The sequence below is a fragment of the Pseudomonas sp. TSO6 genome (assembly GCF_056098905.1).
In genome coordinates this window covers 1-18,544 of sequence record NZ_JBLZWV010000010.1, presented here as the reverse complement: position 1 = coordinate 18,544, position 18,544 = coordinate 1, and the positions used below count along the sequence as shown (strand labels likewise).

Below are 18,544 nucleotides of genomic sequence, written 5' to 3'. Positions count from 1 at the left end.
CTCCCACAGGGACTGCAAAGCCCCTGAGGGCAGCGGGGTCCTGTGGGAGCTGGCTTGCCGGCGATAGGGCCGGTACAGGCAAACGATGCCTAGAGTTTCAACTCGCCAGGTGTAGCCCCAAATAGCTGCTTGAACGCCGCAATGTAGGCCGAAGTGGAGTCATACCCACACCCCAACGCCGCCTCGGTCACATTCTCCCCCGCCTCCAGCAGCGCCAGTGACGACAACAGCCGCATGCGCTGCCGCCAGTTGCGAAAGCTCAACCCGGTCTCGCGCTGGAACATCCGCATCAGCGTCTTCTCCGAACACCCCAGCTCCCGCGCCCATTGCTGCAAAGTCTGCGGCTGGTCCGGCGCGGCGATCAAACCGTTGCACAGCGCCAGCAACCCAGCGTGACGTGGCAACGGCAGCGAAAAACCGACTTCCGGCAAGGTGCGCAACTGGTCGAGCAGCACCGCCACCAAACGCGCCTCGGCACTGTCATATTCCGGGTAGTCCGCCGGGAACAGGCAGAACTGCTTGATCAGCTCGCGTGCCAGTGGCGTCACCTCCAGCACCCGGCATTGCTCCGGGGCCCATGGGCAGGCATCGCGGCGCACATACAGGCTACGCATCTCGGCCTGCATCGAGGTCAGCACTTCGTGTTCGGCATCGGCAGGGATCCACACACCCCACTGGGGTGGGGCAAAGTAACTGCCGTCCCGGGTGTACACGGCCAGTACGCCGCTGATGGCGTAGGAAAACTGCACCCAGTCATGCTGGTGGCGGGTGGTCCAGGAGCCGGCACCGAGGCTTTCGGCACGGGCATAGAGGGGCCTGGGCAAATGGTCCAGCGCAGGAATAGCGCGAGGATGTCCGATGATCGGCATGGCGGTTTCTTGTAGTTCTGAGCAGACAAGCCTAACAGCTGGTGGACATCACGGGGACATCTGCGCTGTCCTGTGGGAGCGGGATTACCCGCGAAGCAGGCGACGCGGTATTGCAGAAAATCAACGCTCGACGATAACGGTCACCCCCTGCCCACCCGCCGCACAAATCGAAATCAGCCCACGCCCCTTCCCCGCCGTGGCCAGCAGCTTGGCCAGGTTGGCCAATATCCGCCCCCCGGTCGCGGCGAACGGGTGCCCGGCCGCCAACGAGCTGCCCTTGACGTTGAGCTTGCTGCGGTCAATCGCCCCAAGCGGCGCCTCCAGCCCCAACTGTTCGCGGCAATAGTCGGCATCCTCCCAGGCCTTCAGCGTGCACAGCACCTGGGCGGCAAAGGCTTCGTGGATCTCGTAATAGTCGAAGTCCTGCAGGGTCAGGCCATTGCGCGCCAGCAAGCGTGGCACGGCATACACCGGGGCCATCAACAGCCCTTCGCGACCGGTGACGAAATCCACCGCAGCGGTTTCACCATCGACCAGGTAAGCCAACACCTCAAGCCCCTGCTGCGCAGCCCATTCTTCAGTGCCCAGCAACACCACCGAGGCCCCGTCGGTGAGTGGTGTGGAATTACCCGCCGTCAGCGTGCCCTGGCCACTGCGGTCGAAGGCGGGCTTGAGCTTGGCCAACTGCTCGAGGGTCAAGTCGGGACGCAAATTGTTGTCCCGTGTCAGCGACAAAAACGGTGTCAGCAAGTCGTCCTGCCAACCCTCGGCATACGCGGCGGCCAGCTTCTGATGGCTGAGCAACGCCAACTCGTCCTGCTCTGCACGGCCAATGCGCCAGGCCTGGGCCATGCGCTCGCAATGCTCGCCCATCGACAAGCCCGTGCGCGGTTCGCCATTGCGTGGGAACTCGGGTTTCAGGTGGTGAGGCCGCAACTTGAGCAAAGGTTTCAATCGCTCCCCCAGGCTTTTGCCACGGTTGGCCTGCAACAGGATGTGGCGCAGCCCTTCGTTGACGGCAATCGGTGCATCAGAAGTGGTATCCACGCCGCCGGCAATACCGCAGTCGATCTGCCCCAGGGCAATCTTGTTGGCCACCAGCAGCGCCGCCTCAAGCCCGGTGCCGCAGGCTTGCTGGATGTCGTAGGCCGGGGTCTGCGGCGACAGGCGCGAACCCAGCACACATTCGCGGGTAAGGTTCATGTCACGTGAGTGCTTGAGCACCGCGCCAGCCACCACCTCCCCCAGCCGTAACCCATGCAGGCGATAACGTTCGATCAGGCCCTCAAGGGCGACCGTGAGCATCGCCTGGTTGCTGGCCGTGGAGTAGGCGCCATTGGAGCGGGCAAAGGGGATTCGGTTGCCGCCCAGGATCGCGACCCGGCGAGGTGAACGCATGTGCTTGTTCCTCCTGAAACAATTTGATCCGTACAGCCTAGGTGTTTTTACCGCATTCGAACGACCTTGCCACAAAGTTGGTCCACACTTTCAAGCTTGCCTTTTGCGGAGACCCACTCATGAGCGATCGCTACCTCGGTTTTGCCAACTCCAACCTCGGCCGCCGCCTCGTGGATGCCCTCGGCCTGCCACGCCCGGCGCCGCTGGAGCGCTGGCAAGCCGGCCGCCTGCGCCCGGTCGAAGGGGCCCTGGTACTTGGGGGCGGGCCGCTGGCAGGCCATGTCGAAGCCATCGCTCCGCGCCTGACCGACGCGCTTTACAGCTTCAATGCCGACCACCTGCAGGCCGAAGCCTGGGTGGCCGGCCTGGGGCCGAAAATCAAAGCCGCGGTGTTCGATGCCAGTCATCTGTCCGACAGCGATGCGCTGAAGCAGTTGCGCGAATTTTTCCAGCCACTGCTGCGCAGCCTGGCCCCGAGCGCCCATGTCGTGGTGCTGGGGCGCGCGCCGGAAAGCCTCGACGACCCATTGGCCAGCGTTGCCCAACGGGCCCTTGAAGGCTTCAGCCGCTCGCTGGCAAAAGAGCTGCTCAATGGCGCGACCGCCCAGCTGCTGTATGTCGCACCCGGTGCCGAAGACCAGCTGGAAGGCGCCTTGCGGTTCCTCCTCTCGCCCAAGAGTGCCTTCATTTCTGGCCAGGTACTGCGCCTGGAAGCCTGCAGCAGCCAGGTAGGCGACTGGACCCGCCCGCTAGCTGGCCGCCGCGCCCTGGTCACGGGTGCGGCACGCGGCATCGGCGCCGCGATCGCCGAAACCCTGGCGCGGGACGGCGCCGATGTGCTGCTGCTCGATGTGCCACAGGCCAGCCAAGACCTTGACGCCCTCGCCGCACGTTTGGGTGGCAAAGCGCTGCCTCTGGATATCTGCGCTAGCGATGCGGCAACGCAACTGCTCGCCACCCTGCCCGACGGCATCGACATCGTGGTGCACAACGCCGGCATCACCCGCGACAAGACCTTGGCCAACATGACCCCGGAATACTGGGACGCGGTCATGGCGGTCAACCTCAAGGCACCGCAAGTACTGACCCAGGCGCTGTACGACAACGGCGCACTGGGCGAAAACGCGCGCATCACCCTGCTGGCCTCGGTCAGCGGCATCGCCGGCAACCGCGGGCAGGCCAACTACGCCGCGAGCAAGGCCGGGCTGATCGGCCTGGCCCAGGCCTGGGCACCCCGGCTCGCCGAACACGGCGGCAGCATCAACGCTGTCGCCCCCGGGTTCATCGAAACCCACATGACCGCGGCCATGCCCATGGGCCTGCGCGAGGCCGGGCGGCGCTTGAGCTCGCTGGGCCAGGGCGGCCGCCCGCAGGACGTCGCCGAGGCCATCGCCTGGCTCAGCCAGCCAGGCTCCGGGGCAGTCAACGGCCAGGTGCTGCGTGTGTGCGGCCAGGCCTTGATGGGAGCGTGAACATGAGCAGAAACTGGCACGACCTGCAAAGCCCGGCTGCCCGCGCCAGCCTGTACCTGCGTGCAGCCAGCAAGCGCAGCATCAGCGGTGACCGCTTGCCGGACGATGGGCTGCGCTGTTTCATCCCGGTTAAGCCGGGCAACCTGGCAGCTTATAGACGGCTTTGCCACTTTACCGACGATGGCCGCCTGCCAGGCACTTATCCCCACGTCATGGCATTCACGCTGCAGCTGCAGTTGATGACCGCCCCAAACTTCCCTTTCCCGCTGCTCGGCCTGGTACACCTGCACAACCGCATCGAGGTGCTGCGCCCGCTTGGTGGTATCGAAGGGCTGCGCTTTGCGGTGTATGCGCAAAACCTTCAGGCACATGCCAAGGGCGGCACCTTCGACCTGGTTACCGAGGCAGACGACGGCATTGGCCTGCTCTGGCGGGAGACCAGCCGCATGCTGGTGCGCGGGCTGAAGCTGGAGGGCCAGGCAGGCGAGCCAGCCGACGATGAACCGGAGCCATTGCCCGAGGCCACCCGCTGGTACGCCGACAGTGATATTGGCCGGCGTTATGCCAAGGTGTGCGGGGACTACAACCCTATCCACCTCAGCGCCACCAGCGCGCGGCTGTTCGGCTTCCCCACGGCCATTGCCCATGGCATGTGGAGCAAGGCCATGGCCCTGGCGGCACTGCGTGGGCACCTGCCGCACAGCGGCTACGCCTTTGAAGTGGATTTCCGCAAACCGGTGCGGTTGCCGTCGGAGGTGGTACTCAGTGCCAGTGAGGCGGCGCCTGAGGGTGCGTTGCGGCTGGATGGGCATGGCGGGGTGCTGCATATGGTCGGGCGCTGGGCTCCCCTGTAGAGGCGGTATACGCTTGCTTTGCATCGGGCCTGGGCCGAAGCTATGCAGCATTAGGAGACCCCCGATGAACCTGCAAGAACTCACCCAACGCCTGCACCAGATTCGCGACGACAATGACTGGCGCGGCTTCCACAGCCCGAAGAACCTGGCCATGGCCGCCAGCGTCGAAATGGCCGAGCTGGTGGAAATCTTCCAGTGGCTGAGCGAAGACCAATCGCGCCAGCTACCTGCCGACAAACTCGCCCACGCCGGCCAGGAAGTCGGTGATGTGGTGCTCTACCTGTTGCTGCTGTGCAGCGAGCTGGGCCTGGACATGGACCAGGTAGTGCGGGCCAAGCTGGCCGACAGCGAGAGGCGCTTCGCCCGATGAACGACCGTCACTTCGATGAGCTGGCCACCCGCTTTGCCGAGAAGATCTACGGCGGCGCCAAAGGTGCGATCCGCCTGGCCGTGCTGCAGGCCGACCTGGCCGAGGCGCTGCCCGATCGCCCGCTGCGCATCCTCGACATCGGCGCCGGGCTGGGCCACATGGCCTTGTGGCTGGCCCAGCGTGGCCATCACCTGACCCTGGCCGAGCCTGCCGCCCCCATGCTCGAAGGCGCCCAGGCGCGCTTTGCCGAGGCCGGCCAGACCGCCACGTTCATCCAGGCACCCTGGCAAGACCTGCTCGGCCAACTGACCGAGCCCTACGACCTGGTGCTGTGCCATGCCGTGCTCGAATGGCTGGCAGAGCCCGAAAGCATCCTGCCCGTGCTGCACCAGCTCACGGCCCCTTCCGGGTGGCTGTCACTGGCGTTCTACAACCGCGACGCGCTGGTTTATCGCAACCTGCTCAAGGGCCATTTCCGCAAGTTGCGCAGCAACCGGCTGGAAGGTGAAAAGCAGAGCCTGACCCCACAGAAACCCCTTGATCCACGGGAGCTCAAGGCGCAACTTGATGCTATGTGGCAGGTTGAAAGCGAGAGCGGCGTGCGGGTGTTTCACGATTACATGCCCAAAGAGTTCCAAGGCAAGGCCGAGCTGCTCGACCTGCTGGAAATGGAACTGGCCTACCGCCGCCACCCCGGCTTCGCCGGGCTTGGCCGCTACCTGCACTGGGTGTGCCGCCCCCGTTGACCCGCCCGCCGGGAGGAATACATGCCGTACCGTCTGTTGTGCCTGGCCCTGCTGCCGCTTGCCCTGGCTGCCTGCCAAGGCAGCAACCCGTATGTGGCCAGCAGCCGTCCGCTGCCCCCGGCCCCGGCCCAGGCGGCCACCACCTTCGACGCCAGTGCCTACCCCGCGCCCGCGCGCGATTATGGGCACTACCGCAGCTGGAGCTGGCGCGACGGCCAGTTGCCCAGCGGCTCGGCCAATGCCGACCCGGCGCAACTGGCCGATGCCGTCAGTGGCGCACTCGACCAGCATGGCCTGCGCCCTGCCCGAGGGGCCGCCGGCGACTTGCTGGTGAGCGCCGACATACGCCTGGAAAAACGCCTGCGCCAGGTGCGTGACTACGACACCTACGACCCCTACTACGGCCCCTACCCCTACGGGGGTGTCGGCTATGGCGGCTACCGCAATGGCTACGGGGGCTATGCCAGCGTGCCCATCGTGCGCACCTACGAGGTGGAGGTAATGGTGGTGCGCATCGACCTGTACGACGCCCGCAGCGGCCAGCCGGTGTGGAGCGCCAGCGCCGAAAGCGGCAGCGACAAGGACTCGCCGCGTGAACGCGAGAGCGCCTTGCGCGATTCTGTGCACAAGGCGCTCAGCGGCTATCCTCCCAGTTAATAGCTAACGGAGAACCATCATGTTGCGCCGTCTCGTTCTACTGTCATTCGCGTTACTGCTTGCCGCCTGCTCCAGCAATAACGTGCAGCAGGATTTCGATGCCAGCCGTGATTTTGCCGCCTACCGGAGCTGGGCTTGGCAAGAACCGGGCCTGCAGTACCGCCCGGATGATCCGCGGATCAAGAGTGACCTCACCGAGCAGCGCATTCGCCAGGCGGTGGCAGACCAGCTCGACCAGCGCGGCCTGCGCCCGGTACAAGGCGGCGCGCGGCCTGACCTGACGGTACGCACGTACCTGATCGTGGAACAGCGCCAGCAACAGATCACCACCAACTATGGCGGTGGCTGGGGTGGCTACTGGGGCGGCTACTGGGGCGGCCCGATGTATAACGAGACCCGCAGTGTCGACTACAAGGTTGCCACCATCCAGATCGACATGTTCGACGGGCGTGACGGCAAGCTGGTCTGGCGAGGCAGTGCCGAGCAGATCATGAACAACTACCCGCCAAGCCCGGAAGAACGCAACAGCGCCATCCACAATACTGTGACCAAGGTGCTGGCCAACTACCCGCCGGGTAGCAAGAAGTAACATTCAAACGCGGCTTTTGTAGGCGCCGCGGACTCTGTGGGAGCGGGTTCACCCGCGAAGCAAGCGACACGGTGCATGGCACCGGCTTCGCCGGTGTTCGCGGGTGAACCCGCTCCCACAGAGATCGCGATTCTGAACACGGCTGCACCACCTGCCAGGTCTGTGACAGCTACGACAAAATCCATTCCAGCCACGCCTTTTTCCCTTTCCCGCCCACTCGTGCGCAGGTTCTTGTCTATCTTCACTTAAGGAAACCTGACTGACCGGGTAGATGTGTTCAACATTTGGGAAAGGCGACCTGCCAATGCAAAGCATTGTTCTCCTGCTATGGCTTGCCTTGTGCTCCGAACAGGATGTACGTCAACGCCAGATATCCGATCTGCTGACCCTGGGCGTGGCTGCCGGCGCCCTGTTCTGGCTGTTCGCCACCGGCCACAGCTGGATCGGCGCCGATGCCAGTGATGCCGGCTGGGCACTGGCCATCGTCATGCTGCTTACACTGCCCGGCTACATGCTCGGCCGCTTCGGTGCCGACGACGTCAAGCTGATGGGCGCACTGGCCCTGGCCACCAGCCCGCAATACGTGCTCGGCACCTTTATTGGCGCCGGTGTCAGTGTGCTGGTGTGGCTGCTCACCCGTCGGCGCCTGTGGACCCTGCTCAACCCCAAGGTGAAGAAGCGTTTGCAGGCCCTGACCGAAGAAATGGGCGACAAACAGGCATTCGTACCCTACGTGTTAGCAGGTTTTCTTCTAACGGCGGTATGGATCCAATAATCACTCCTGTGGTCCTATGGGTTGTACAGAACTCGTAACTTGTACATATCCAGAAAGTGCGACTATTTTTAAGCTGCCAGTGTGTCTGGCACGGGAGCAGGGCCGTATACGAACAGGGAGTTGATCGTGTCCAAACCATTCAGTGAAATGAAGCTATTGGTGGTCGATGACCAACCAGTCATCGTCGAACAGTTGTGTGAGTTTCTCGAAACCCAGGGCTACCACTGCCTGCCAGCCCATTCGACCGACGAAGCGATCCAGCGCTACCTGGCCGACGAGGCCATAGGCCTGATCATCTGCGACCTGCACATGCCTGAGCGTGATGGCATCGAACTGGTTCGCGCCCTCAAGGAAGTCACCGGGCCACGTATGTTTGAAGCCATCATGCTGACCGGGCGTGCGGACAAACAGGACGTGATCCGCGCCCTGCGCGAAGGGTTTGCCGATTATTACCAGAAGCCCATGAACCTCGACGAACTGCTGGAGGGTGTGCGCCGCCAGGAAGAGGCCCTGCAAGAACGCCAGCGTAACTTCCGCGCCTTGGGCGGGTTGAACCAGCGCTTGCAGGACCTGGCCGATTCGGTGGACGAACTGTACCAGGACCTGGAAAAAGCCCGTGGCCAAGGTACCCACCGCCGTGCCACCGATGTGGAAGAGAGCGAAAGCGAGCTGCCAGCTGCCTTCGAGAAGCTGTCGCCACGCCAACTGGAAGTGGCGCGGCTGGTGAGCAAGGGCAAGACCAATTACCAGATCGCCTGTGAGCTGGGCATTACCGAAAACACCGTCAAGCTGTATGTGTCGCAAGTGTTGCGTTTGACCCACATGCACAACCGTACCCAGCTGGCATTGGCGCTGACGCCCAGCTCATCGCCGGTGCATCTGAGGTTTACTACCCATTGAAGGGGTGGCTTCGAGATTGCAGGGGGCTGCTTCGCAGCCCATCGCGACACAAGGCCGCTCCCACAGGCACCGCGCAACCCTCAGGATAACGGTGGACCTGTGGGAGCGGCCTTGTGTCGCGAAAGGGGCGCAAAGCGCCCCCCTACATTTGAAAAGCCAAACTCAGGGTTAGCCGGAGGTCACGGTCCAGGCTATCCAAGGCCACATCCGCCAAAGGCTTCGCCACCTCCAGCGCAACGTTGAAGTAGCGCCCATCCCCCAACCGTACGCCAAGTGCCGCCGAAGCCAAGTGGGCATCGTCCACCGGACCCCGGTTATGCCAGGCCTGCGCCACATCTACTGCCGCATAGGGCTGAACAAGCGCCAGCCCGTTACCTCGCAGGCTGTAGTTCAGTTCGTAAGCCACACCCCACCCCTTGTCCCCGTCCGCCTGATCACGCGGGTAGCCACGGCCAAAATGCTGCCCACCAAAGCCCGCCCGTTCGCTGTCGGGCAGCCGGTCATCACTCCAGTACAAAGCGCCCGACGCCACCCCCTGCCAGTTGCCAGCCAGCGTGTCACTCTGCAGTCCGGAAAGCCGCAACCGCAGGAAATCCAGATCGTAGTCAGCATCGCTACGCGCCCCCAGGTAATCCAGCCCCTGGTAAACCCCGGCACTGACAATACGCAGGCGGCCACCTTCCTCTTTGCGCCAGTCGCCCTCGAAGGACAGCGCGCGCACGGAAGTATCGTAGTCCCGTAGTGAAGGCTCCCCGTTCAGTTGGTCTTCGACGTGCTCGCTGACCGTATACAGGTGCCCCTGCACCGCCATCCATTCGTTCGGCCTGACAACCACTGGCTGGCGCAGGCCCACTGCATAGCGTTCACTGTCCCGCTCGCGGGTCATGTCACGGCCATCATCCAGGCGTATGCGCGTGCCCGGATCACTGCGGTAGCGCGAAGCCGACAGCAGCAACTGGCTGCCGGCAGCGTCCAGGTACTGGCTGTAGTCCAGCCGCTGGTAATGCACCTGGTCATCCCCCGGAGGCAGCAGCAGGCTGGCCTTGAACTGTTCGGCAAAGCGGGTCTGGGCATTGCTGGTGGCCGTCAGCAGTGCCTGCGCATCGTCGCGACTGGAATCGGCCAGGGTAACAGCGGCACTGAACGGCTTGCGCTGCGCACGCACGGTCAAGCGGGCGGCACCGTCAGCGGTTTGCGCCATCGCCAGCTCAGCCTCAATCGACACACCCGGCAGGCGTTCGGCGAGCCCCAGGTAGCGCTCCAGGGTTTCACGTGTCAGCGGGCGTTCGGCTTCCAGTTGCGTCAGCAGCTGCTGCAAATAGCCACCCGCCGGGCCGATGTCGCCCTCCACGCGGTAATCCCGGATGTAACCTTCGACCAGCACCACATTCACCCGGCCTTCGGCCACATCCTGAGGTGGCAGGTAGGCGTAGGAAAGCAGGTAACCGTCCTGCCGGTAGCGCTCGGTCAGGCGCTCGGTGTACTGCTGCAGCTCGCCTAATGTAATGCTGTGCCCGATCAACGGCTGGTAGTGCTCGCGCAAGTCGCTCAAGGGGAACACCGTACCGCCTTCGAAACGCACCTTGTGCAGCACCATGCGCGTATCCGCAGGTGCCCAGGCCTGGCTTTCGGCGTTTGGCCGGGGCATTCGCAGATTGGGGCTGGCGGGCCGATAGGTGTCTACCGGCAGGTTGGTGTCGGGCAGGCGCCGTTCGTACTCATGGCTGTCGAGAAAACCCGGCAACGACTCGGCATGGGCCAAAAACGCCCAAGGCAGCAACAACAGGGGCACGGCCAGAGGACGCATAGGGCGCTCCATGTTCCCTTGGGTTGCGGGGCACCAGCCGGTCACACCCGTCACTTGCAAGCGTAGGTGCTGGCCCGGCTGCCGTCGAACGCCTACTCGCTGACCTGGAACGCCACTCGCGCGGTCTCGCCGCTTTCGTCCAGCGCACTGACCTCGGCCTGCCCGGCCTGCGGCAAGCGCACCAGCAGGCTGTCCTGCCCCAGGGTTTCGCCCAACGGCTGGCCATTGAGGAACCACCAGCGCCGCCCGCCACCGCCCAGGGCCGATACATGCAGCTGCAACGGCTCGCTGCTGGTCGCCGGGCGGCGCAGGTTGTCACCCGGTCGCACCCCCACTATCGACAACGGCGGAGCGCTGGCCGGCACCTGCGGTGGGCAGGCCGGGTCGATGGCCGGCAGCCGCGCCGCGCGCCGCTCCACGCGGGGCAGCCAAGGCTCCAGCGGGGCCGGCCACAAGGCAATGTCGCGGGCCTTGGCGCTTGGGCAGCTGCCATCCACTCGCAGCCCCTGGTCGTTGACCCACACACTTTCGCGCAAGCCCAGACCCAGCGGCTGATCGGCGGCTTGCAGCGTCGGCGGCGTGGTGCCGTCCAGGGTCCAGGCAAAACGCTGGCGCCGGCAGTTGGGGTCCTGTTTGCTCATCGGCTGGCCCAGCGGCCAACAGATCGCCGCCACACCGACATTCGCCGGCACCCGCTCCACCGGCACGCTGATGCCACGCTGGCTGTCGCGGTTGCTCAGCAGGTCGTGCACCTGCAGCATCAACGGCGCCGCCGAGGCCAGGCCGAACTGGCCGGGCACCGGCGTGCCATCGGGGCGACCGATCCACACGCCGATCAGGTAGCGCGGGCCCACGCCAATCGACCAGGCATCGCGAAAGCCATAGCTGGTGCCCGTCTTCCAGGCCAGTTGCGGGCGCTGTACCAGTTCGGCATGTGGGTCGCGGTCGGGGCGCGCCTGGCCACTGAGGATGCGCCGGATGATCCACGCCGCCCCTGGTGACAGCAGCCGGCGCTCCACCAGCGGGTCCTGCGGCTGCAAGCGCACCCGCGCACTGTTGCCACCCCGCGCCAGCGCCGCGTAGCCACCCACCAGGTCTTCCAGCCGGCTGCCGGCACCGCCCAGGATCAGCGACAGGTTGGGTTCGGCCAAGGGCGGCAATGCCAGTGGCATGCCCGCCATGCGCAGTTGCGCGGCAAAGCGTTTCGGGCCGTAGGCCTCCAGCAACTGCACTGCCGGCAGGTTGAGTGACAGGGCCAGCGCCGAGCTGGCCGACACCGGCCCACTGAAGCCCATGGAGAAGTTGCCGGGGCGGTAGTCGCCATAGCGGCGCGGCACATCCTGCAACAACGATTCGGAATGGATCAGGCCATCGTCCAGCGCCATGCCGTAAAGGAACGGTTTGAGGGTGGAGCCGGGCGAACGCAGCGAGCGCACCATGTCGACATGCCCGAAGCGGCGAGCGTCGGCCAGCTCGATCGAGCCAAGGTAGGCACGCACCGCCATGCTCTGCGCCTCGACCACCAGGATGGCGGCAGAGGTGCGCTCCGGCAGCCGCGCGCGCCAGCCCAGCAGCAAGTCTTCAAGGCGCCGCTGCAACGCTGCATCCAGTGTGGTGCGGATCAGCGGCGGGCTGTCGGCGCTGTTCAGGCGCCGGGCGAGCAAAGGTGCCAAAGCTGGCTCCTGCCGTGGCGCCAGCACCAGCGGCTCTTCGGCTGCCTCGCGGATTTGTTGCGCAGGCCACACCTGGTATTCGGCCAGGCGCTGCAACACCTTGTCGCGGGCACGCTGGGCACGCTCGGGGTGGCGATCCGGGCGCAGCCGGCTAGGTGCCTGGGGCAGCACGGCCAGCAGCGCTGCTTCGGCCGGGGTCAGGTGCATCGGCGACTTGCCCAGGTACGCCCAGCTGGCGGCGGCCACGCCCTGCAAGGTGCCGCCAAAGGGCGCGCGGTCCAGGTAGATCTGCAGGATTTCGCGCTTGGACAGGTGCCACTCCAACTGCGCCGTACGCCACAGCTGGCGCAGCTTGCCGGCCAGGGTGCGGTCATGCGGGTCCAGCAACCGTGCCACCTGCATCGACAGCGTGCTGCCGCCCGACACCACGCGCCCACCCCGCAGGTTCAGCCAGGCCGCACGTGCCAAGGCTAACGGGTTGACCCCGGGGTGGTGGTAGAACCAGCGGTCCTCGTACGTCAGCAAGGCCTGCAGGTACAACGGCGAAACCTGGTCCGGGCTGACCGGGTAGCGCCATACCCCCTCGGCATCGGCAAAGCGCCACAAGGGTGTACCGTCTTCGGCCAGCACCACCCGCGCCAAGTCGTCGCCCGGCAGCGGCAGCGGCCACAGGCGGTCGGCCAGCCACAACAGGCCGCACAGCAGCAGCAGGCCAGTCACCCCGGCGCGCAACAGCCTGGCCACACGCGCTAAGCTTGGCATCGGGAACCGACCTGGCCAGGTAATGGCCAAAGGCTTGGGAACGGCAACCTCGCCAATTCGTTCATCAGGAAGCAACTATGCATGTAGAAGGTTTTTTCGAGTGGCTGGGCCAGGCACTGGGGTCTGTGATCCGCTTCATCGTCGACGCTTTGAGCGGGCTGTTCAACCTGCTGGCCAATGCCGGTGGCAATTTTATCGACGGCCTGGCGCGCACCCTGGGCACGGACACCTCGCTGATCAGCATCCTGGCCGTGATCATCGGCCTGATGCTGCTTTACTCGGCAATCCGCGCGTTCATGCGCGCCTCGATCATCCTCGGGATCATCTGGCTGGTGCTGGGGTTGTGGGTGATGAGCTGGGTGATTCACTGAAGACCAAGCTGATCTGCGCGGTTTTTGTGGGAGCGGCCTTGCGTCGCGAAAGGGCTGCACAGCAGCCCCAGGATTTCAGCTTCGCCGCTTGAATTGCCGGGGCCGCTGTGCGGCCCTTTCGCGACGCAAGCCCGCTCCCACATGGTCCGTGTAGAGCGGGTCTCTAGCGGGCTTTTACGGTCATTTCACCTTGCCCATCCCCCACAGCCTGCAGGTTCGGCCGGTACATCGACTCGACCTGCGGCGGCGGTACGCGGTAGGTGCCCGGGGTTACTGCCCGCGCCAGGTACAGCAGGTGGGTGGTGCCATAGCTGTCGAGCTTGAGCGCGGCAACATAACGGTCATCACGGTACTCCTGGTGCACCACGCTGGCGTTCTGCATCGACTCGCGCCATTCCTTCACGGCGCTGCTGGCGTTGTCCAGGCTGGCGGCACTTTGCGCCAGGTTCTGGTTTTCCAGCTCCAGGCCTGCCGGTAGCAGGTCTACCACCAGCGCATCCGGCACACGGTATTCGGCCTTGAGCGCCAGGTGCACCAACACCAGGTCGCCACTGCGCAGGTTGTGCAGGTCCAGCGGCTGGCCGTTCATGCCCAGGTACTCACGACGAATCTGCATACCGTTGCCGCCGGCCGCAGGTGCCTGGCGGGGGTAACCGGACAAGGTCAGTTGCTGGTACAGCGTCTCGCTGCCTTCGTTCTGTACGCTCAGTGGCGAGGCCAGCAGCGGGCCTTCCACCTTCATGCCGGCCTCTGCATTGTTGAACTCGCGGACCTCGCCCGCACTGTCCAGGCGTGCCTGCCACTTGCCTTCCGGCTTGCCCAGCAGGCCACGGCCGGCCAGGAACAGGGCATTGCGCTCCTGGGTCGACAGCCAGCGGTTGGCCGCCAGTTCATCCGACAAGGCGAACAGGCGCTGGTCGACCTGGCTGCTGGCCAGGTTGCTCTCCTGCAGCAATGCCAATATCAGCGCCTGGTCACGCAGGGCGCTGCCGTAATCGGCCATCCAGCCTTTGCCACGGCTGATGCCCAGGCCCGCCTGCAAGGCTTGCTCGGCACGCGGTTTGTCGCCCATCTTGTCCAGCGCCACCGCCAGTTGTACCAACGGCAGGCCGGAGCGGGCATCGGCGCGGCGCTCGAACAGGCCACGCAGCGCGCCCAACGGCGCCTGCTGGCTACGCGACAACACCAGCGCCGCGTAGGCCTGCACGGCAAAACGGGTGTGGTCAGCGTTTTCGCTGTAGTCGACTTCGATCAGGTTGCGCTCCTGCAGGTAGCGCAACAGGCGCTCGCTGGCCTTCTTCAGCGCTTCGGCCGGCACGCCATAACCCTGGTCACGGGCACGCAAGAGGAAGTCGGTAACGTAGGCGGTCAGCCAGTACTCCTCTTCGCTGTCCGAACTCCACAGGCCAAAGCTGCCGTTGTAACGCTGCATGCCCAACAGGTGCTCGATACCCATTTCAATCTTGCGCTTGCGCACATCCGCCGGCTCGCCCTTGATGCCCAGGCGCTTGAGGCTGTCGGCATCGGCGTACAGCGACGGATACAAGCCGCTGGTGGTTTGCTCCAGGCAACCGTAAGGGTAAGCCTCCAGCGCACGGATCTGCTCGGCCAGGTTCAACGGCGGCCGGCTCGACAAGGCCAGGCTGGCCTCCAGGCCTGCGGGTTCGAACGCGGCCAGGTCTGCTTCGGGCAGGGTCCATGGCTGGTCCTTCAAGGCCACGCGGTAGTGCTTGAGCATTGCCGGGTAGGCCGGGCGCACGCCCAACGTCCACTCACGTTCGAACGCGGTGGTCGGCTCGTTCGGCAGTTGCAGGCCTGTGACACGCACATGCACCTTGCCCTGCCCCAGACCACCCTGGGCCTGCACAGGAATCATCAGGGTCAAACGCTGCCCCTCGGCCAGGCTGACGGTCTGCACGGCATTGGTGGCAAGGCTCAGTTGCCCTTCGGTGGTGATTTCAACGCTCAGTTGCTGGGCGCGGCCCGACAGGTTGGCCAGGTCCAGTGCCAGGCTGGTGCGGTCGCCACCGGCCAGGAAGCGCGGGGCCGACAGCTCGGCAATCAGCGGCGCGGCGACCACCGTCTTGCCTTCGGCCATGCCGAAGTGCTCTTCGGTCCATGCCTGGGCCATCAAGCGCAGCTCGCCATTGAAGTCGGGGATATCTACCGTGGCCTGGCCCTCACCCTTGTCGTCCAGCGTCACCGGCTGGCTCTGCTGGGCAACGATGGTGACCGTGGTGTTAGGGCGCTTGCCGCCTTTGGCCATCGCCGCATCGCCACCAAACGCCAGGCTGGCAAGGCGGCCCTGCCCGGCTTCGATCAGCTGGCCGTAGATGTCCAGTTGGTCGGCCCCATAGGCCTTGCGCCCGAACAGGCTGGCAAACGGGTCGGGGGTTTTGAAATCGGTAATGTTGAGGATGCCCACATCCACCGCCGACAACAGCACATGCACCTGCTTGGGCACGCTGCCATCAGCATTGGCGGCCTTCACCTTCACGGTCAGCGGCTGTTTCGGGCGCATTTTTTCCGGCGCCTGCAGGCTCACCGCCAACTTGCGCTCGGCGCGGTCCAGCGGCAGGTGCAGCACGCCTACCGAACGCTTGGGCGTGGCGTTGGCCTTGCGCTCACCCGGGCGGATCACCAGCGCGCTAATGTACAGGTCGTGGCGTGCCCAGGCTTTGTCCAGTTGCACATCGAAGGTCTTGCCCTCGGCGGGCACTTCGATTTCCTGCCACCACAGCGGGCCATCGCTGGACTCGATCATCAGGTAGCCGCTGCCAGCGGCAGGCGGGGTGACGGTAACCTTGGCCGTGGCGCCGTCGGCGTAGGACGGTTTGTCCAGCGCCAGCTTGACCTGGTCGGGGCGCACGGCACCGCCTTCGGCGTTGTCCTGGGCGCGGTAACCGGCCCAGAAGCGCTCGCTGGACACCAGGCCGGTCTGCGGGTCTTCCACCTCGACGCGGTACGGGCCCCATTCAACCTGGAAGCTCAGCTTGGCAGTGGAGCCCGCCTTCACGCTGACTGTCTCTTCGCTCTGGGTCAGGAATTTCTCGTTGTAGGCGTAGCTCCAGCCGTCGCTCTGCGAGTAGTTCCAGTAGTAGTCACGGCGCTCGCGGATCAACCGCACCTTGAGGTCGTTGGCCGCCAGTTTGTTGCCATCGCGGTCGGCTACCAAGAACTCGAATTCCACCGGCCCGTCGCTATCGGTTTCCTCGCCATCGAACAGGCCACGCAGGCCCGGCAGGCGCTCGGCTGGCCAGATCGGTTGCTCCAGGCGCCGGGTAATCGGCCGGCCACCGGACTCCTGCAGGCTGGCCTGCACGGTCAGTTGAAGCGGCGAGCGCGCTTCGGCCCAGCGGCTTTCGATATCGACCACCGCCTTGCCAGCCTGGTCGAGGGTAACTTCGTCCAGCTCCAGGTCCTGGTTCAGCTCGGTTTCGGTGACCGAGCCAAACTGGTAGCCCGGCAGCGCAGGCACCGCCTCGCGAAGGGGACGTACATAGGCCTGGCCACTCAGGCGATTACCGGCAGCCGGGGCGCCATAGAGATAACGGCCATTGACCTGGATGCGCGCATCCTCCTCAGGCGACAGCGGCGTGCTGCTGCCCTTCAGCTCCAGCGCCAGGCGCTCGGGCAGGAAGTCTTCGACCAAAAATTCATACACCTGCTTGCGCCCGCCGCCCAGGTCGAGCAGCAGTTGCCAGCGGCCAGTCGGGGCCTCGGTAGCCAGTTGCAACTGGTATTGGTACAAGCCATTGCTGTCGGCTTCCCAGACGAACTTGCGGCTCACCTGTTCATCCGGGCGACGCACTTCCACGCTCACCGGCTGGGCTTTGACGGGCTTGCCGTCCTGGTCGCGCAGCAGGCCGTTGAGCAGCACGGTTTCACCTGGGCGATACAAGTCACGCGGGCCGAAGATGAAAAACTGCAACGGGTTGGCCTGGGGCCCGGTGATGTCGAATTCGGCCAGGTCCAGGGCGGCGGTGTTCAGGCGCAGCAAGGTGGTGTGCACACCTTGGGTAGCGATCAGGGTATCGGCTTTGGGCGTGATCGGCAGCTGGGCGTGGCCCTTGCCATCTGTGCTGGCCTGGGCGAGCAGCTTGCCCTTCTCGTCATGGATTTCGAGGTTGACGCCGTTCAGCGCCTTGCCGCCTTCCAGCGCTTGGGCGAACACGTCAATGCGGTCCCGGTACCGGTGCGCCGACACGCCGATGTCGCTGAGGGTGAACAGGGTCGCTGGCTGCGAGTAGTCATAGGTGCCCGAGGCACGCATCACCGCCAGGTACACGCCCGGGTCCTGCAGCGGCTTGATGCCGGCGATGGGCAGCAGCACGGTTTCGCGGGTGTTGCGGGCGGGGTTGAGGTCGAAGCGGCCGCTGTAGACCAGCTCGGCCATGTCCAGGGTTTCCTTGGACTGGTAGTAGTACAGGCTGCTGTTGCGCCCCCAGCTGGCCAGGAAGGTCGAGAGCATTTCCGGCTTCACCCGGAAGAACTCGACATCGACCTTGTCGACGTTCAGGGCAATCACCGGCAGGCCTTCGGCCAGGCGCGTGGGCAACAGCGAACCGCGGCTGGCAAAGCCGATAGTCGGTTGCATGTCGCGGGTTTCCAGCTGGGTGACCGACTCACTGTCCAGTTGCTTGCCGTTGACCGCGAGCAGGCCCTTGTCCACGGTCAGCACCAGCTTGCGCTGCGGCTCCAGGTGGCGCAGGCGCAGCTCCATCTGGTTGTCGGAGAGTTCCCAGGCGCCGTCGAGCTTACCCTTGACGGTGTCGACCAGGTGCACCTTGGTGGCGAAGTCCTGCTTGGCATCCAGCGGTGCGGAGAAGCTGATCGACAGCGTTGCTGCGCCATCGAGCTGCACTTCCGAAACATCCAGCACCGAAAGCTCGCGGCCCTCGTAGCGCTTGGCGAGCACAGCCGGGTCTTCGCGCTTGGGCGCCTGGGTTTCGACGGGCGCTGTAGCTACGGGTTTCTCGACCGGCGCCGGTTTGTCCGGCGTCGAAGAGTCACAGGCACTGAGCAAAGCCAGCGCGCAGGCCAGCAACAATCCTTTGTTGAACATGGAGTAGGAACTCTTAGGCAGCGTGTACGTGAGGGCAGCAACTATAGCTCAACGTCAGGTGCAGCACCCGGGCGTTGCGCGGCAAGTGAGACCATGGTCGCGCTAAATGGTTGCCTGGCCGTTACACTGTGGCATTTGTTAAAGGGGGCCGCTGTGCGCTCCTTCGCGGGCTTGCCCGCTCCCACAGGTTGGCGCCGTCCGCAAGAGCAACACTTTCCTGTGGGAGCGGGCAAGCC

At 65.0% G+C, this 18,544-nt stretch carries 14 protein-coding genes; 9 read left to right on the top strand and 5 right to left on the bottom strand.

Features of this window, described 5'->3' with window-relative positions:
- Positions 1–89 precede the first annotated feature (89 nt).
- Both ACN6NG_RS02920 and ACN6NG_RS02915 read right to left on the bottom strand, forming a co-directional pair.
- Complete coding sequence (locus ACN6NG_RS02920) at positions 90–869, bottom strand: AraC family transcriptional regulator (RefSeq protein ID WP_063424068.1); 780 nt, start codon at positions 867–869, stop codon at positions 90–92.
- A gap of 120 nt (positions 870–989) precedes the next feature.
- On the bottom strand, positions 990–2,267 hold the full coding sequence (locus tag ACN6NG_RS02915) for an acetyl-CoA C-acetyltransferase (protein ID WP_063424067.1): 1,278 nt from the start codon (positions 2,265–2,267) through the stop codon (positions 990–992).
- A gap of 119 nt (positions 2,268–2,386) precedes the next feature.
- Between ACN6NG_RS02915 and ACN6NG_RS02910 the strand changes: the two genes are divergently transcribed.
- The 8 genes from ACN6NG_RS02910 to ACN6NG_RS02875 all read left to right on the top strand — a co-directional run bounded on the left by ACN6NG_RS02910 (position 2,387) and on the right by ACN6NG_RS02875 (position 8,630).
- Positions 2,387–3,739, top strand: coding sequence for a 3-oxoacyl-ACP reductase (locus tag ACN6NG_RS02910; protein WP_474312895.1), 1,353 nt, complete (start codon positions 2,387–2,389; stop codon positions 3,737–3,739).
- Positions 3,740–3,741: 2 nt separating this feature from the next.
- The gene (locus tag ACN6NG_RS02905; RefSeq protein ID WP_474312893.1) at positions 3,742–4,593 is read left to right on the top strand and encodes a MaoC family dehydratase; all 852 of its coding nucleotides are present in this window, start codon (positions 3,742–3,744) and stop codon (positions 4,591–4,593) included.
- A 64-nt stretch (positions 4,594–4,657) separates the two neighbouring features.
- Positions 4,658–4,963 (top strand): MazG-like family protein, encoded by a 306-nt coding sequence (locus ACN6NG_RS02900; RefSeq protein WP_063424064.1) that lies wholly within the window; start codon positions 4,658–4,660, stop codon positions 4,961–4,963.
- Positions 4,960–5,709 (top strand): methyltransferase domain-containing protein, encoded by a 750-nt coding sequence (locus ACN6NG_RS02895; RefSeq protein WP_063424063.1) that lies wholly within the window; start codon positions 4,960–4,962, stop codon positions 5,707–5,709. The genes ACN6NG_RS02900 and ACN6NG_RS02895 overlap by 4 nt, the downstream gene beginning before the upstream one ends.
- A gap of 21 nt (positions 5,710–5,730) precedes the next feature.
- Complete coding sequence (locus ACN6NG_RS02890; RefSeq protein WP_063424062.1) at positions 5,731–6,366, top strand: DUF4136 domain-containing protein; 636 nt, start codon at positions 5,731–5,733, stop codon at positions 6,364–6,366.
- Positions 6,367–6,385: 19 nt separating this feature from the next.
- Positions 6,386–6,955, top strand: a complete 570-nt coding sequence (locus tag ACN6NG_RS02885) for a DUF4136 domain-containing protein (protein ID WP_353457348.1) — start codon at positions 6,386–6,388, stop codon at positions 6,953–6,955.
- 304 nt (positions 6,956–7,259) lie between these two features.
- Entirely contained in the window at positions 7,260–7,730 is a 471-nt protein-coding gene (locus ACN6NG_RS02880; protein ID WP_043199272.1) for an A24 family peptidase, read from the top strand.
- Positions 7,731–7,856: 126 nt separating this feature from the next.
- A complete protein-coding gene (locus ACN6NG_RS02875) occupies positions 7,857–8,630 on the top strand; it encodes a response regulator (protein WP_063424061.1) in 774 nt (257 codons plus the stop codon).
- Positions 8,631–8,772: 142 nt separating this feature from the next.
- Here ACN6NG_RS02875 and ACN6NG_RS02870 read toward each other — a convergent pair whose 3' ends face one another.
- The gene (locus ACN6NG_RS02870) at positions 8,773–10,437 is read right to left on the bottom strand and encodes a ShlB/FhaC/HecB family hemolysin secretion/activation protein (protein ID WP_474312891.1); all 1,665 of its coding nucleotides are present in this window, start codon (positions 10,435–10,437) and stop codon (positions 8,773–8,775) included.
- A 92-nt stretch (positions 10,438–10,529) separates the two neighbouring features.
- Entirely contained in the window at positions 10,530–12,872 is a 2,343-nt protein-coding gene (gene pbpC, locus ACN6NG_RS02865; protein WP_353457346.1) for a peptidoglycan glycosyltransferase PbpC, read from the bottom strand.
- 77 nt (positions 12,873–12,949) lie between these two features.
- Between pbpC and ACN6NG_RS02860 the strand changes: the two genes are divergently transcribed.
- Positions 12,950–13,243, top strand: coding sequence for a hypothetical protein (locus ACN6NG_RS02860; protein ID WP_016497866.1), 294 nt, complete (start codon positions 12,950–12,952; stop codon positions 13,241–13,243).
- A gap of 163 nt (positions 13,244–13,406) precedes the next feature.
- Here ACN6NG_RS02860 and ACN6NG_RS02855 read toward each other — a convergent pair whose 3' ends face one another.
- On the bottom strand, positions 13,407–18,308 hold the full coding sequence (locus tag ACN6NG_RS02855; protein ID WP_474312889.1) for an alpha-2-macroglobulin family protein: 4,902 nt from the start codon (positions 18,306–18,308) through the stop codon (positions 13,407–13,409).
- Positions 18,309–18,544 lie beyond the last annotated feature (236 nt).